The organism is Elusimicrobium sp. An273, from assembly GCF_002159705.1.
Taxonomy (GTDB): domain Bacteria; phylum Elusimicrobiota; class Elusimicrobia; order Elusimicrobiales; family Elusimicrobiaceae; genus Avelusimicrobium; species Avelusimicrobium gallicola.
This window is the reverse complement of record NZ_NFJD01000001.1, coordinates 233,368-246,515: the sequence shown is the minus strand read 5'-3', so window position 1 is coordinate 246,515 and position 13,148 is coordinate 233,368. Positions and strand designations below refer to the sequence as shown.

Here is a 13,148-nt window from a genome sequence, read left to right as displayed (position 1 = left end):
AATGAACGGAATTTGGATAGTTATTTTAATACTGGCGGTATTTGGCGTTTACGCCATGATGACGTACAATAAATTCATCTTGCTTAAAAACCGCGTAACCGAGGCGTGGAGCGATATTGAAGTGCAAATGAAACGTCGGTATGATTTGATTCCGAACTTGGTGGAAACCGTAAAGGGATACGCCAAGCACGAAAGCGGTACGTTGGAAAAAGTCATCCAGGCGCGCAATATCGCCATGGCGGCGCAGGGCAATATGAAAGAACTGTCCCAGTCGGAAAGTATGCTGACGGGGGCGCTGAAATCCATATTTGCCTTGTCGGAAAATTATCCGGACTTAAAAGCCAACGCCAACTTTATGGAATTGCAGCGCGAACTGCGCGACACGGAAGACAAACTGCAGGCGGCCCGCCGCTTTTACAACGGCAATGTGCTGGCGTTAAACACGAAAATTGAATTGTTCCCCAGCAACATCATTGCTTCCATGTTCCACTTTGAAAAACGGGACTTCTTTGAACTGGCCGAAGAGGAACAGGACGCCCGCAGCGCAGTGAAAGTCCAATTCTGACAATGGCTACCATCTACGATCATATTGCACAAAACAAGCGGCGCACGTGGCTGCTTGTTTTGTTATTTCCGATTACCTTTGTGGTGTTGGGATATGTGTTCCTGTTCGGGTTTTACCAGCTGGCCTCCACCCCCCAAGGGCAATCGTCTTACTCGGGTTCTTATTATTCTCAAACGGCCCCGCGCTCCTATTATTCCCAAACGCCCGCGGAGGAGGGATCTTCCGCGCTGGAGCACGCCAACCAAACGGCGCTGTACGTGCTTCCGTTCCTGTGGGTGGGGGCCGTGTTGTGGATTGTCATTGCATACTTCGCGGGCGACCGGATGTTGCTGCACGGAGCCCGGGCGATTGAAATCCACCGGGAAGACCAGCCGGAAATTTATAATTTGGTGGAAAACCTGTGTATTTCCCAAGGGCTTCCCACGCCGCGCATCTATATTATAGATGACGAATCGCTCAATGCGTTTGCCACCGGGCGGGATCCGGAACACGCTTCGGTCGCGCTGACGAAAGGAATTGTGCAAAAATTGGAACGGGTGGAGCTGGAAGGAGTGGTGGCGCACGAATTGGCCCATATTCAAAACAGGGATATCCGGCTGATGCTGATTACGGTGGCCGGCATTTCCTTTTTTACCTTTTTGTCGGAAATTTGTTTCCGGATGGGTTTGCGTGCCAGCCGGCGCAGCAGCAAAAATTCCGGCGGGGCGGCGGCCCTTATGTTTGTGTTAGGTATCTTTTTTGCCATATACGGCTATTTAGTCGCGCCGCTTATACGGCTGGCGGTTTCGCGTACGCGGGAGTTTCAGGCAGATGCCACGGGCGCTTTGATGACGCGTCATCCGGCGGCTTTGGCCCGTGCGTTGCGCAAAATCAGTGCCGATCCCCGCGTGGAAGCGTTGGACGAACATGCCAGTATGGCGGCGATGTGTATTGAAAATCCGCTTCAAAAGAACGGGTTGTTTGCGTCGCTGTCGGGTTTGTTTGCCACGCACCCGCCGGTGGAAGAGCGCATTGCCGCGTTGCAGGAAATGGACGGAAGAATTTGAACGCTTTTCCATACAAAAAAGCCCCGGCCTTAGGGCCGGGGCTTTTTGCGTCAAAAGGTTACTGCATTACTTTTTCTAAGCTGGGGTCAAAATCAAAGTATTCGTAAGGCTCAAATTCAAACATTTTGGCAATCAAATTAAGCGGAATTACCCCGGTAATCGTATTAAAATCCCGCGCGGCGCTGTTGTATTTTTTCTTGGAGGACTGCACTTTGCCTTCCGCGTGGATGATGCTGCGCTGCAGTTTTAAGAAGTGTTCGTCGTCTTTGAGTTCCGGGTGCTGCATGGCGGCGGTAAACACTTTTTTAAATTTTTTGGTAATGTCGCTTTCCAATTGTACCCGTTCCTGCAGGGTGGCGGTTTTGCGGCAGGCGTCTTTTAAGTGGGACAGTTCGTAAATAAATTCGCGATCCAGTTCCGGGAAAGACGCGGCCGACAAGGCCAAACTGGGAATTAGCTCTGCGCGGTTTTTCATATTGTTATCCAGCTGCTGCCACGCGTTTTGCGCCGCTTTATTAAGCGATACAAATTTGACGTACGCCAACATGAGTAACACCACCAACATGCACATTGCCCCAAACAAAAACCAAATCACCATATTGTCGTCCTCCCCGTTGACTAACAGACGGATTATAATTACAATGAAAGTAGCAGCCCAGCTACTACAAAGTATAAATATTAACCCGACAGAAATCAAGGACTGCTGCCGCCACCTGGCGTGTGCGGCGGGTTAATAGGAAACATTCTCAAGTAGGGCCGGCCGTTGCCGGAGTTTTGCAATTCTTTATTTCCAAACGGAGGAATCCATGCTGCTAACGATATCGTCGTTTGTCGGATTTACGGCGCTCGTGTTGGGGCTGTCGTATTATTTGACGAGAAAAAAAGACGCATCCTCCTCGGAAGGCTATTTTTTGGCCGGAAGAGGACTAACCGGGTGGGTAATCGCGGCTTCGCTGTTGCTAACGAACCTGTCTACCGAACAAATGGTAGGGCTAAACGGGCAGGGATATATGTTCAATATGTCCGGAATCGGCTACGAAATTGGGGCGTCTTTGGCGCTGATTATCGTAGCTTTTTTCTTTCTGCCCCGGTACCTTAAAAAAGGATATGCCACCATTCCGGATTTTGTGGGAGATCGGTACGATTCCGCCACCAAGCAGTTTGTCAATTTCCTCTTTTTGGCCGGCTATGTGTTGATTTTGCTTCCTACGGTGCTGTATTCGGGCGCCATTGGAATGGGCGGTATTTTTAACATTATGGATACTTTCGGCATGTCCGAAATGATGGCCATTATCGTGGTGGTGGTTGCCATTGGCGTGTTGGGCTGCCTCTACACCATTTTCGGCGGCCTTCGCATTATGGCCATTGCCGATACGTTAAACGGAATCGGGCTTATTTTCGGCGGACTGATGGTGCCGCTGTTCGCGCTGGCCTATGTGGGCGGCGGAGACATTTTAGGCGGGCTTACGGAAGTGGTCAAAGCACACCCCGAAAAATTTAACGCCATTGGCGGCCCGAATGATCCGGTGCCTTTTGCCACCATGTTTACGGGGATGTTCCTGGTAAACTTGTTTTACTGGGGCTGCAACCAAACCATTATTCAGCGTGCCCTGGCGGCGAAAAACTTAAAGGAAGGGCAGAAAGGCCTTTTCCTCGCGGCCATTTTTAAGTTAATCGGGCCGATTTATCTGATTATTCCGGGCATTGTGGCCTTCCATATTTTCCAGGATAACCCCTTGAAGGTGGGGGATATGGCTTACCCGATGCTGGTAAACAAAGTGCTTCCGTTCTATTTGATCGGCTTCTTCGCGGCCGTATTGTTCGGTGCCATTGTAAGCTCGTTTAATGCGGCGCTGAACTCTTCTTCTACGCTGTTTATGCTCAATGTGTACAAACCGCTGATTAAGCCCACCGCCACCGACGAAGACCTGGTAACCAAAGGCAAGTATGTGGGGATTATTTTGGCGATCTTCTCCATGTGTGTGGCCCCGCTGATTGCCATGGCTCCTTCGGGATTGTTTAACTACCTGCAAATGGTAAACGGTTTTTACAATGTGCCGATTTTTACGCTGATTATCTTCGGTATGCTCAATAAAACCGCACCGGCGTGGGCGGCCAAAGTAACGCTGATTTTCTTTATGATCGGCTACGGCCTGACGCAGCTTGGCATTGTGAAAACGGACTTGCACTTCTTGCATGTGCTGGCCATACTGTTCGTTATTTCCATTGTGTTTATGTACATTACCGGCAAATTTTGGCCCGCCAAAAATAAGTATGATGACGGGAAAGATTTGCACATTGTAGATACCACCCCGTGGAATATGCGGGTAGTGGTCAGCATTGCCATTGTGCTGTGTGTTTTTGGCGTATATGTGCTGTTTTCGCGGATGGGGATTGCCGCGTAGCAAAAAGTTTGCCCAAACGGACGGGGAAATTCCCCGTCCGTTTTTTGTTTAGAGAGGAAAAAACTTGTTATAATAACTAAACGGAGGGCCTTCTTTTTATGATTGAGAAACGCATTAATATCATGGAGCCGGAAATTCCCACGCTGCAGCAGCCGCCAGCCGAAGAACCCGCTGAAAAAAAACAAGTGGAATACGCTTCGGTAACGGAACGCTTTGTGGCGCTTTTAATTGACTATGGCGTCGTATTTATCCCCGCCCAGCTTATTGCCAGAGTAATTTTGAACATCATGGGGCCTATTACCGAGCTGTGGCAAATTGCTTCTATTTTTATTGGGATTAACCTTTTGTTTATTTTGTATGAAACCATTCTCTCCAGCGGAGACCGCGTCACTTTAGGCAAGGCGTTGGTCGGCATTGCCGTCGTAAAAAAGGATTTAAGCGGCCCCATTTCGCTGCCGCGCGCGTTTCTGCGGGCGATTGGATATTATTTCAGCGCGGCCCTTTTAATGTGTGGGTTCTTATTGGCATTCTTTGATGATAAACACCGCGCCTTACAGGATTTTTTGGGCGGAAGCGTGGTCGTGCAAATCCGCGAAAAAACGTGGATGGAACGCACCATGGTGCGTTTGCTGGGGGGAGTCTTGCTCGTGGCGTTTGCAGCTACTTCCTATACGCAGTTTTTTGGAAGAGGCGGGACGCTTCAGCAATTCTATATCCGCCGGGCGCAAGAGCATTTGGGCAAGATTGCCCTGTTGGAAGAAGCCCATTACAACCGCTATGGCAGCTATACCAACGATCTATTGCGCTTGTCTTTATTGTCCGGCGATCCGGTACAATTCCAGCGGGATACGCAAAAGGTATTGTATCCGAAGGGATTTAAAATTGGCGTACAGGGAAATTACTACAAAATTTCCGCCCGGGCTCGGGACGCGCGCAATACGCCTGTTTATTTTACGTCTAAATAATCTAACGGCACATCATCAAACGCCGGGCTTACAAAAGCTCGGCGTTTTTGTTTGGGTATCATTCGTTGATGGTTTAAAAGCCAAAACAAGTCAAAAAAACACCCCCCGGCTGTGGGCTGGGGGGTGTTTGTGAATACAAATTTATTTTTCCACTTTAATGCCGCGGAAAGCCCGGTACAATACCGCCAGCAAGCCGAAGATGACATACAAGGAAAATACGATAAAGATTACATCTTGCGGGAAGCGGATTAACATTACCACCAAAAACACGATTAACAACAGCGTCCATACGCTCAAGCGTTTTTCGCGTTTGGCTTTAAACGCCGCATACGGAATGTTGGATACCATTAACAGCGATAAAATCAGCATGGCAAACCAAACAAAATTGTACAGATGCGGCAGGTACAACGTCAGCAGGTGAATGTTGCGTCCGCCCATTTCGCCTTCCATAATGCTATAGGAAATGGCAAACGAAGCCAACAGCGCCGCCGGCGCCGGAACGGGCAGACCGGAGAAATATTTTTTAGAGCCTTGCCCCGCATGGGCCATGGTGTTAAACTTGGCCAAGCGCAACACGCCGAAACACGTATACACGCAGGCAATCGGCGCGCCCCAAAGCGGCTGAGCGTGTAAAACGAAAAAATACATCAAAAAAGCCGGCGCCGCACAGAACGAAACGGCATCGGCCAAAGAATCCATTTCCACGCCGAAATCGCTTTCGGCGTCCAATAAGCGGGCAATGCGTCCGTCAAACATATCAAATACGGCGGCCGCCAAAATCAGCCAGCCGGCTTGGGCAAAGTTGCCCCGGGCGGAGGCTAAAATAGAAAAGAATCCGCAGGATAAATTCCCAAGCGTAAACAGGGAAGGCGCCGTCAGCGCGCCGGTGTGTTTAAGTCTGTCCACAACTTTGGTTTCTTTATTTTCGTCTTGCATAAGCGCCCCTATTTCCAAAGCCCCAGCACCGTAATGCCGCCCTGCACTTTTTGGCCTTCTTTTACCAATACGCGTACGGCATTTTTCGGCAGGTATACCGCCACTTGCGACCCAAAGCGCACCAGCCCCAAGTGCCCGCCGATTTTAATATCCTGCTGCGGCTTTACCCAGCATTCAATGCGCCGTGCAATGGCGCCGGTAATTTGCTCCACATGGGCAAACTGCGCCGGGTTTCCGTTGCGGAACAGCTGAATTAAATTGCGTTCGTTTTTGTCGGCGGCGGGGTTGTTGGCAAACAGGAAAGTGCCTTTGTTGTAAAAAATTTCGCCCGTTCTTCCGTTGACGGTAGAGCGCTGAATGTGCACGTCAAAAATAGACAGGAAAATGCGGATGACGACGGAGTTGGGGTCGTCCTCGGTTTTAATGGAGAGGACGGTTCCGTCCGCCGGGCAGGCGATTTCGTCGTCTGCAAAAACGGTTTCGCGTTTCGGATCGCGGAAAAAGTACGCGCAGAAACAACCCGCCAGCAAGCACAATACGCCCAGGGTGCGCAGGTCAAAAAACAGCAAAATGGCGGCCGCCGCTACGGCGACTGCAAAAAATTTGATTCCTAACGGCAACACGGTGCCAACCCAGCTAAGACACTTAGAAAGCGTGCGGTTGATATCTTCTAACATAGCTTTTTATACCGGTGGGTTTGATTGAATGGCAGGAAGTGTTAAGTGGGCAGGGGGGGACTTGAACCCCCACGACCTTGCGGTCAACAGATTTTAAGTCTGTCGCGTCTGCCATTCCGCCACCAGCCCTCTTATATCACTATTTTAACAAAAAAAACGGCCCTTTGCACTTTTTTTATGGGAAGGAAACTATTTTTCAAATGTTTTTAAACTGTTGTAAAATTTACGGCAGAAAAATGTTTTTACGCCCAGCTCTTTTAGCGCCTGCTGCAGCTGGCGGTCGTCCGTCACGGCAATCACGCGGCTGCCGCTTTGGCTTAAATAGGCGGCGCGTTCGTAGATGATCTGGTCGGCGGAGTCTTCCTCGGAAAAAGAAATATGCACCCCGCCGCGGTACAGCGGGCCTACGGGGCGGAAGGAACCGTCAAAAATTACCTCGTACTGATGCATGGCGTAGTGCTCGTCTTGCGAAATTTCACTTAAAAAATCAAGGAAATCCGCCGTTACTTCTTCTTCCGTCCGGGCAAATTCATACAAAAAACTGCGCACCAAGTTCAGTCCGTCAATCAAATAAATGGTGGGTTTGGTAGTTACGTACATATATATTGTCTTTACTGCGCAAAATTGTTATAAGAAATGATACAATATAATACTCTTTTACAGGAAGAGCTCTTTGACAATTTCCGTATGTAACGGGGGTGTAATAGATTCGACGGGTATCTGTTGCCGCCCGGGAGCAAGTGCCGGTTGGCCAGGCCGGCTAAAATAGGGCCAAAAAAATAACTAACGACAATCAAGTCGCTTGGGCTAACGCTTAGTCCCACCGTGCCTTTGGTGTCTTCCATACGCTAAGGGATCACGGTTATTATATGGAATGCGGCAAAGCGGGCGCGGTTCGTCCGGCTTTGCCTAAGACCCACGAACCAAACCGCAGGCGTGCCGCTTCGCGCTTAGCCGGCGGTTACAAAAGCGAAGCTAAACTTGTAGCGCCCGGTTGGAGAAGATGTTCGGACGGGGGTGCGAATCCCCCCACCTCCACTGGTTTTAGCGGGCGGATTGCCGGCGAGGGGAGTCCGCCTGAAATAAACGGGCCGGAAATTTTGTTATAAAGAAGGAACGGAAATTGTGCACAAAAGAATTTACCAACATAAAAACGGGAGAATGTATGGCAGCTGAGATTAAGTTCGGTACCGACGGGTGGAGAGGCATTATCGCTTGGGATTTTACCTTTGAAAACGTACGCCGCTTGGCGCAGGCTCTGGCCGACTATATCAACGAAAACGCTCCGGTGGGCGAAAACGGCAAACAGCCTAAGATTTTTGTGGGTTACGACCGCCGCTTTATGTCGGACTTGTTCGCCGCCGACATTGCCAGCATTTTCCGTTCCAATAAAATAGACGTTACGCTCTCGTCCTGCCCCATTTCTACGCCGGTGGCGGCGTGTTTAAGCTTAAGCAAATTCTGGATGAGCGTGATGGTAACAGCCAGCCACAATCCGCCCCATTATAACGGCATTAAAATCAAGCTGGCGGGCGGGTCGGCCTCGTCTCGCGTTACGAAAGAAATTGAAGAGTACTTGGATCAAAATTCCGTTTTGTTCTTATACGGGCAGAAAGCGGAACAGAAAGATTGTTCCGACCTTTATTTTAAATATGTGGCCGCACATGCCAACACCAAAAAATTAAAAACGTTTAAATCCAAAGTGGTGATTGATTATATGCACGGGGCGGCGGCCGGCTATTTGGAAAAATTCCTCTCGCCCAAACAAGTGATCGCCTTGCGTGCGGACAGAGAACCCACGTTTGAGGGAGAGCAGCCGGAACCGGTGGAGAAGAATTTGTCCGTTCTAAAGAAAACGGTAACCGAGAAAAAAGCCGCGCTGGGCATTGCCTTTGACGGAGACGGCGACCGGGTGGCATTAATAGACGAAAAAGGAACCTATTTAACCCCGTGTATGATTGCGGCCGTGCTGTGCAATTATTTGGTGAAATACAAAAAATTAAAAGGCAAAATCGTGCAGACGGTCTCCATGGGCTATTTGCTCAAGCGCATTGCCCGCAAGTATGAAATGCTGTTTGAAGAAGTGGGCGTGGGCTTTAAAAATGTAGCCGAGCGGATGAGTTTGGATGATGTCGCCTTTGGCGTGGAAGAATCCGGCGGGTTTGCCTGGAAAGGCAATTTGCCCGACCGAGACGGACTCACGGTAGCCTTGGCGTTTTTGGGCATTATGGCCGCCACGGGCAAAAAAGCCAGCCAGCTGTGCGCGGATGTGGTGCAGGAATACGGGGCTTCGGTTTATATGCGCCGGGATTTGCCGATTTCCAAACCGGTAGACAAAGCGGCCTTGTCCGAGAAACTGCGCAAAAAACTTCCCAAAAAAATCAACGGCCGCCGCATTGCCGAAACGTTGACGTCGGACGGGCTGAAGATTGTTTTTGATAACGACGAATGGCTGCTGTTGCGCCCCTCGGGCACCGAACCGCTTTTGCGCATTTACGCCGAAAGCGCGACCAAAAAAGATACGCAGGCGTTGTTGAATTTCGGAGAAAAAATACTGGCTCCTTACCAAAAATAAGAGGAATGCATGTTAAAAATAGCGTTGGTGGATGATTCGGTGATTTTGCGTTCGGCCATTAAGAACGTGTTGGAATCGTCCGGATTTAAAGTTGTTTTTGAAGCGGGAGGATCCGCCGAATTGTTTTCAAAGATTGAAAACAGCGGCGTGGAACTGATTTTGCTGGATATTTTCTTCCCGACGGAAAACGGATTGGACATTTTGGCCAAACTCAAAAAGCATATGCCGCAGGTAAAAGTGCTGATTGTAACGGGGCTGCGGCAGGACACAATTCTGGAAGAGGCCCAGCGGCTGGGGGCAGACGGCGTGCTGTACAAACCGTTTGACACCGATGAGCTGTTGTCGGCCATTCAGCGGGTTTCGCGCTGAAACCGTTTTGCGTAAAAAAGCCGCCTGCAAACGCAGGCGGCTTTTTTGTTTGGGTGAAGTTATTTTAGAGCTTAAGCCATTTAAATTCAAAAAATACGACTACCGCAAATACCAGTACGGGGCCCCAACCGGCCAGATAAGGGTTGATGTAGCCGTTTTCTCCGATGGATGTAAACATCGTAATCAGCCACCAAAACGTAAAAGCAATCACAAGCGAAGCAATAATGTTTAGAATTTTGCTTTTGCGCCGGACGCTGATGGCAAACGGCATGCCGAGCAGGCACATAATAAGCGTAACAAACGGCGTGGCCAGTTTGGACTGGAGCATCGTTTGCGCCGCATAGGAAGAAAGACCGCTTTTTTTAAAGAAGTGAATGCGTTTGTAGAGCTCGCGGATGCTGAGGAGCTTGTTGTCCGTGCGGTCTATGGCCATTTCGGAAGGATTTAAATTGACGGGCGAATCCGCCGTTTCAAACGATTCTTCCGTGGTGTCCATGGAATCTATAAAAACGCGCTGAATGCCCTTGGAAAACAGCCAGCTTTTGGTGTCCGGGTTCCATAGCATCTGATCGGCTACAATTTGGTTGGCAATGTTCCAGCCGGAGTCGTAGGTGTCCAGCGAAACGCGTTTCATGGTGCCCTCTTTCAGGTTTACCTCTTTGGCAAATAACATCTGGTTGGGGGAAATTTTTAAAATAACATCACGTTCGGCATCGGGGTTAAAGGGGTCTTCCGAGGGGTTGATGCGGGTATTGTAAATACGCTCCGACTTGGCGTTTAAGGGGGGAATGACAAATTCCTGCAGCACCATAGTCGCCAACACGACCCCTAAAATACACAGGATAACGGGTTTAAACAACTGGCGCGGGGCAAAGCCGCTGGCCACACAGGCCGTCCATTCGCCGTTGGCCACCATTTCGGAAATGACGGAAATGGCCCCCAGCAGGCAGGCAACGGGCATAATGGTGGCCAGCCAATTGGGAAACGTAACCAGCGAATAAGAAAGCAGATCCATCATTGTGGTTACGCCGTTGCCCAGGTTTTTCATTTTTTCAAAGGTGTCGCCCAGTACCACCAATGCCGTAAATACGCCTAGGGCAAAGAAAAAGGGCCCCCAGAATTTTCGGGCGATATAGAAATAAATCCGCATATTAAATGTTTAACCTCTTTTTCCATAGGTAACGGGCCGCAAAAATGCCGGCTATAATCGGCAGCCACGGGCCGGGGTAGGCAATCCATCCGTATTTTTTCCCTAAAGAAAGGCCCAGCGTCATTAATAAATAGAACGTAAAAATGATAATCACGCTAAAGAGCATTCCCCAGCCCTTATTGGTTCTTTTGCCGAAGGAGAATCCGATCGGACAGCTGACAAACAGCAATACAATCGGGGAGAAAGCGAGTACGTTGCGCATGCTGATTTCGGTGCGGTATTCGTTGATGGTTTCGGGATCTAAAGGCATTTGGCGCATGCGTCTAAGCAGTTTGGTGGTGGACATTTCCCCTACGCGCAAACGGCGGTATTGGGCCTTTAAGAGGGAAATGCTCATAATGTATTCGTCAAAATTGGCGGCGATAAAAGAGGAAGGATCTTTGTCGTCCAGGCGCTGCATTTGCCCGTCTTTGAGCTGCAGGCCGATGGCCGTATGGGTTAAAATCACTTTGCCGGAAGAAGCGTTTACTTTGGTGCTCAGGGCGCCGTTATCTTCTTTTTTAATCAGATGAATTTGCCGGGCGACATCCGTGTCTTTGTCCAAGCTTTCCAAATACAAATCCCATTCGCCTAAATTTAAGAATGTTTTGGGTTCCAAATTTACTTTGGTAATTTTACTGCGGGCTTCGCTGCGGCGGTCTAAGAGGCGTTTGTAGCTGCGCGGAGTCAGCCAATTTTGCATGACAAACATTACCACCGTCAGCCCCAGGGCGCAAATAAAAAGCGGCCGGATAATCTCTTTAAACGAAAATCCCGCCGCGCGCAAGGCAATAAGTTCGCCGTGTTCGCTCATATTGGTCAGCGTCAGCAAAATGGCAATCTGAAAGGCCATCGGCGCGCTTAAGCAAAACACATTGGGCAGCACGTTAAGAAGAGAAGATACAATCCACCCGAAACTGGTGCCGTACGTCATGGCCATATCCAGGATACGGATGAACTGGTTCATAAAAATAACAAACGTCAGCACTCCCAATACGCCTATAAAAAACGTAAGGAGACTTTTTGCAATGTATTTGGTAAAAATGCTGACGCGCATATATATTATTCTAACAAAATATCAAACCCGCCCGCAGGAGAAATCTCTGAAGAGAGGCAAGACCCAGCGCTTTTATAGGCCTTTTGGCTCTGGCGGCCGCCGGATGCAGCGGATATAATATAGATATGAGAGCGTTTCTTTTCGTATTATCTTGCTTGCTGACAGTCCCCTTTGCAGCAGCCCAGAAACTTCCGGCTAAGAATTTCCTGCGCGGCGGGCTGGCTCCCGCCAAAATAGAAAAAAATATCCTGCTTAATCTTCGCTATATTCCCCCGGCTTCTTTGGCGGCGCAAAGCGCTTTTCAAACGGCCAAAACCGCCGTCGTTAAACCGCCCGTCCGAAACGAACAGGAGGTGGCTGATTTCAGCCCACTGCAGCGGACGATTGCCCGCCAAACCCTCGGCGGCCTGCAGGCTCCTGCCGAAACAACTTCTTTGGCCCAGACCGAAAAGCATATCCGCGCCTCGTTAGTGGAAGTGGTGGGCAGAGCCAGTGGAGACCTGATGGGAAGCGGATTTGTGGTACAGTCGCGTTCGGGGCGATTGTATGCGGTGGTATCGTATCATGTGGTGGGGCGGAAAGGAAATACCGTGGCGGTGCGGACGTATCCGGAAAAAGGGGCCCCGGTTGTGTATAACGGGTTAATTGTCAATGCGGCGGGCTCGTTCGGCATTAATGCGCCGGACGCAGCCATCATCGCTTTGCCGCAAGAGGCCCAAGCGTATGTGCGGCCGCTAACGATAGCCCCCTCTTTGCCGGAGAAAGGCAGCGAACTGGTGGTGTGGGGCAGCCCGTATGCCTGCGAAGGATTTGCACGAATAGATGAGTTAAAAGTAACGCTGGCGCAAGGAATTAAAATGGTGATGGACAGCCCGGACGTATCGGAAGAATTTAACGGTTTGTGCGGCAGTCCCGTTTTAAATGCGCAAGGGCAAGTGGCCGGTATTTACAGCGGCCATGACCCGGAGCAAGGGCAGGTGTTTGCGGTCAATGCCCGCCAAGCGCTGGAGTGGCTGTTGGAAAGCTACGAACAAGGCAAACTGCCGGCGCCGCTTACGTATAAGGTGTATGGCCGGGACGTGCTGCAAATCCAAGCGGAAGAAACGATCGGCTGGGTGTATCACTTTGACCAAGGCGGCACGCTGCTGCACAAAGTATATCTGCCCAAATATAACGGCCGGTTTGACCCGGAACATGCGGAGTGGTTGTTTCCCGACGTGCAGCATGGCGATTTTTTGGAATTTGAAATCGTAAAACATCGGTTTGTGGATCGGACGGTTTCCGTCGGTATTTCTTAATAAAAATTCGTTTTTAAGAAAGCCCCCCGAGAGGGGGCTTTTTGATGGGCAAAACAGGAAACAAAT

At 49.9% G+C, this 13,148-nt stretch carries 13 protein-coding genes, 1 tRNA gene and 1 other RNA gene; 8 read left to right on the top strand and 7 right to left on the bottom strand.

From position 1 onward, the window contains the following. The first annotated feature begins 1 nt into the window (after position 1). Entirely contained in the window at positions 2-565 is a 564-nt protein-coding gene (locus B5F75_RS01205; RefSeq protein ID WP_087286698.1) for a LemA family protein, read from the top strand. A 2-nt stretch (positions 566-567) separates the two neighbouring features. After that, positions 568-1,611 carry a M48 family metallopeptidase gene (locus tag B5F75_RS01200; protein ID WP_087286695.1) on the top strand — a complete coding sequence of 348 codons (1,044 nt, stop codon included), beginning with the start codon at positions 568-570 and terminating at the stop codon, positions 1,609-1,611. 58 nt (positions 1,612-1,669) lie between these two features. Here B5F75_RS01200 and B5F75_RS01195 read toward each other — a convergent pair whose 3' ends face one another. After that, on the bottom strand, positions 1,670-2,209 hold the full coding sequence (locus B5F75_RS01195; protein ID WP_087286692.1) for a LemA family protein: 540 nt from the start codon (positions 2,207-2,209) through the stop codon (positions 1,670-1,672). A 208-nt stretch (positions 2,210-2,417) separates the two neighbouring features. Here B5F75_RS01195 and B5F75_RS01190 point away from each other — a divergent pair, with 208 nt between their 5' ends. After that, positions 2,418-4,016 carry a solute:sodium symporter family transporter gene (locus B5F75_RS01190; protein ID WP_087286689.1) on the top strand — a complete coding sequence of 533 codons (1,599 nt, stop codon included), beginning with the start codon at positions 2,418-2,420 and terminating at the stop codon, positions 4,014-4,016. Between the two features lie 98 nt (positions 4,017-4,114). Then, complete coding sequence (locus B5F75_RS01185; protein WP_087286686.1) at positions 4,115-4,981, top strand: RDD family protein; 867 nt, start codon at positions 4,115-4,117, stop codon at positions 4,979-4,981. 141 nt (positions 4,982-5,122) lie between these two features. On the opposite strand, the gene pssA is transcribed toward B5F75_RS01185, so the two are convergent. The 4 genes from pssA to B5F75_RS01165 form a co-directional block, all read right to left on the bottom strand. Beyond that, a complete protein-coding gene (gene pssA / locus B5F75_RS01180) occupies positions 5,123-5,917 on the bottom strand; it encodes a CDP-diacylglycerol--serine O-phosphatidyltransferase (protein ID WP_087286682.1) in 795 nt (264 codons plus the stop codon). A gap of 8 nt (positions 5,918-5,925) precedes the next feature. After that, the gene (locus tag B5F75_RS01175; RefSeq protein WP_087286677.1) at positions 5,926-6,594 is read right to left on the bottom strand and encodes a phosphatidylserine decarboxylase; all 669 of its coding nucleotides are present in this window, start codon (positions 6,592-6,594) and stop codon (positions 5,926-5,928) included. A gap of 46 nt (positions 6,595-6,640) precedes the next feature. Next, a tRNA-Leu gene (locus B5F75_RS01170) sits at positions 6,641-6,723 on the bottom strand. 60 nt (positions 6,724-6,783) lie between these two features. Continuing rightward, complete coding sequence (locus tag B5F75_RS01165) at positions 6,784-7,194, bottom strand: NYN domain-containing protein (protein WP_087286674.1); 411 nt, start codon at positions 7,192-7,194, stop codon at positions 6,784-6,786. A gap of 94 nt (positions 7,195-7,288) precedes the next feature. On the opposite strand from B5F75_RS01165, the gene ssrA reads away from it, so the two are divergent. The 3 genes from ssrA to B5F75_RS01150 all read left to right on the top strand — a co-directional run bounded on the left by ssrA (position 7,289) and on the right by B5F75_RS01150 (position 9,538). Continuing rightward, positions 7,289-7,635: a transfer-messenger RNA gene (gene ssrA, locus B5F75_RS01160) on the top strand. A 124-nt stretch (positions 7,636-7,759) separates the two neighbouring features. After that, positions 7,760-9,169, top strand: a complete 1,410-nt coding sequence (locus B5F75_RS01155; RefSeq protein WP_087286671.1) for a phosphoglucomutase/phosphomannomutase family protein — start codon at positions 7,760-7,762, stop codon at positions 9,167-9,169. Between the two features lie 9 nt (positions 9,170-9,178). After that, positions 9,179-9,538 (top strand): response regulator, encoded by a 360-nt coding sequence (locus B5F75_RS01150; protein WP_087286669.1) that lies wholly within the window; start codon positions 9,179-9,181, stop codon positions 9,536-9,538. 64 nt (positions 9,539-9,602) lie between these two features. On the opposite strand, the gene B5F75_RS01145 is transcribed toward B5F75_RS01150, so the two are convergent. Beyond that, positions 9,603-10,688, bottom strand: a complete 1,086-nt coding sequence (locus B5F75_RS01145) for an LptF/LptG family permease (RefSeq protein WP_087286666.1) — start codon at positions 10,686-10,688, stop codon at positions 9,603-9,605. A 1-nt stretch (position 10,689) separates the two neighbouring features. After that, on the bottom strand, positions 10,690-11,784 hold the full coding sequence (locus tag B5F75_RS01140) for an LptF/LptG family permease (RefSeq protein ID WP_087286663.1): 1,095 nt from the start codon (positions 11,782-11,784) through the stop codon (positions 10,690-10,692). Positions 11,785-11,909: 125 nt separating this feature from the next. Between B5F75_RS01140 and B5F75_RS01135 the strand changes: the two genes are divergently transcribed. Next, positions 11,910-13,082 carry a trypsin-like peptidase domain-containing protein gene (locus B5F75_RS01135; protein ID WP_087286660.1) on the top strand — a complete coding sequence of 391 codons (1,173 nt, stop codon included), beginning with the start codon at positions 11,910-11,912 and terminating at the stop codon, positions 13,080-13,082. Positions 13,083-13,148 lie beyond the last annotated feature (66 nt).

Bases quoted from the DNA above. Each gene is read 5' to 3' on its own strand.
- pssA (WP_087286682.1), bottom strand. From the start codon at position 5,917: ATGCAAGACGAAAATAAAGAAACCAAAGTTGTGGACAGACTTAAACAC.
- B5F75_RS01185 (WP_087286686.1), top strand. From the start codon at position 4,115: ATGATTGAGAAACGCATTAATATCATGGAGCCGGAAATTCCCACGCTG.
- B5F75_RS01200 (WP_087286695.1), top strand. From the start codon at position 568: ATGGCTACCATCTACGATCATATTGCACAAAACAAGCGGCGCACGTGG.
- B5F75_RS01145 (WP_087286666.1), bottom strand. From the start codon at position 10,688: ATGCGGATTTATTTCTATATCGCCCGAAAATTCTGGGGGCCCTTTTTC.
- B5F75_RS01190 (WP_087286689.1), top strand. From the start codon at position 2,418: ATGCTGCTAACGATATCGTCGTTTGTCGGATTTACGGCGCTCGTGTTG.
- B5F75_RS01140 (WP_087286663.1), bottom strand. From the start codon at position 11,784: ATGCGCGTCAGCATTTTTACCAAATACATTGCAAAAAGTCTCCTTACG.
- B5F75_RS01175 (WP_087286677.1), bottom strand. From the start codon at position 6,594: ATGTTAGAAGATATCAACCGCACGCTTTCTAAGTGTCTTAGCTGGGTT.
- B5F75_RS01135 (WP_087286660.1), top strand. From the start codon at position 11,910: ATGAGAGCGTTTCTTTTCGTATTATCTTGCTTGCTGACAGTCCCCTTT.
- B5F75_RS01205 (WP_087286698.1), top strand. From the start codon at position 2: ATGAACGGAATTTGGATAGTTATTTTAATACTGGCGGTATTTGGCGTT.
- B5F75_RS01155 (WP_087286671.1), top strand. From the start codon at position 7,760: ATGGCAGCTGAGATTAAGTTCGGTACCGACGGGTGGAGAGGCATTATC.
- B5F75_RS01195 (WP_087286692.1), bottom strand. From the start codon at position 2,209: ATGGTGATTTGGTTTTTGTTTGGGGCAATGTGCATGTTGGTGGTGTTA.
- B5F75_RS01150 (WP_087286669.1), top strand. From the start codon at position 9,179: ATGTTAAAAATAGCGTTGGTGGATGATTCGGTGATTTTGCGTTCGGCC.
- B5F75_RS01165 (WP_087286674.1), bottom strand. From the start codon at position 7,194: ATGTACGTAACTACCAAACCCACCATTTATTTGATTGACGGACTGAAC.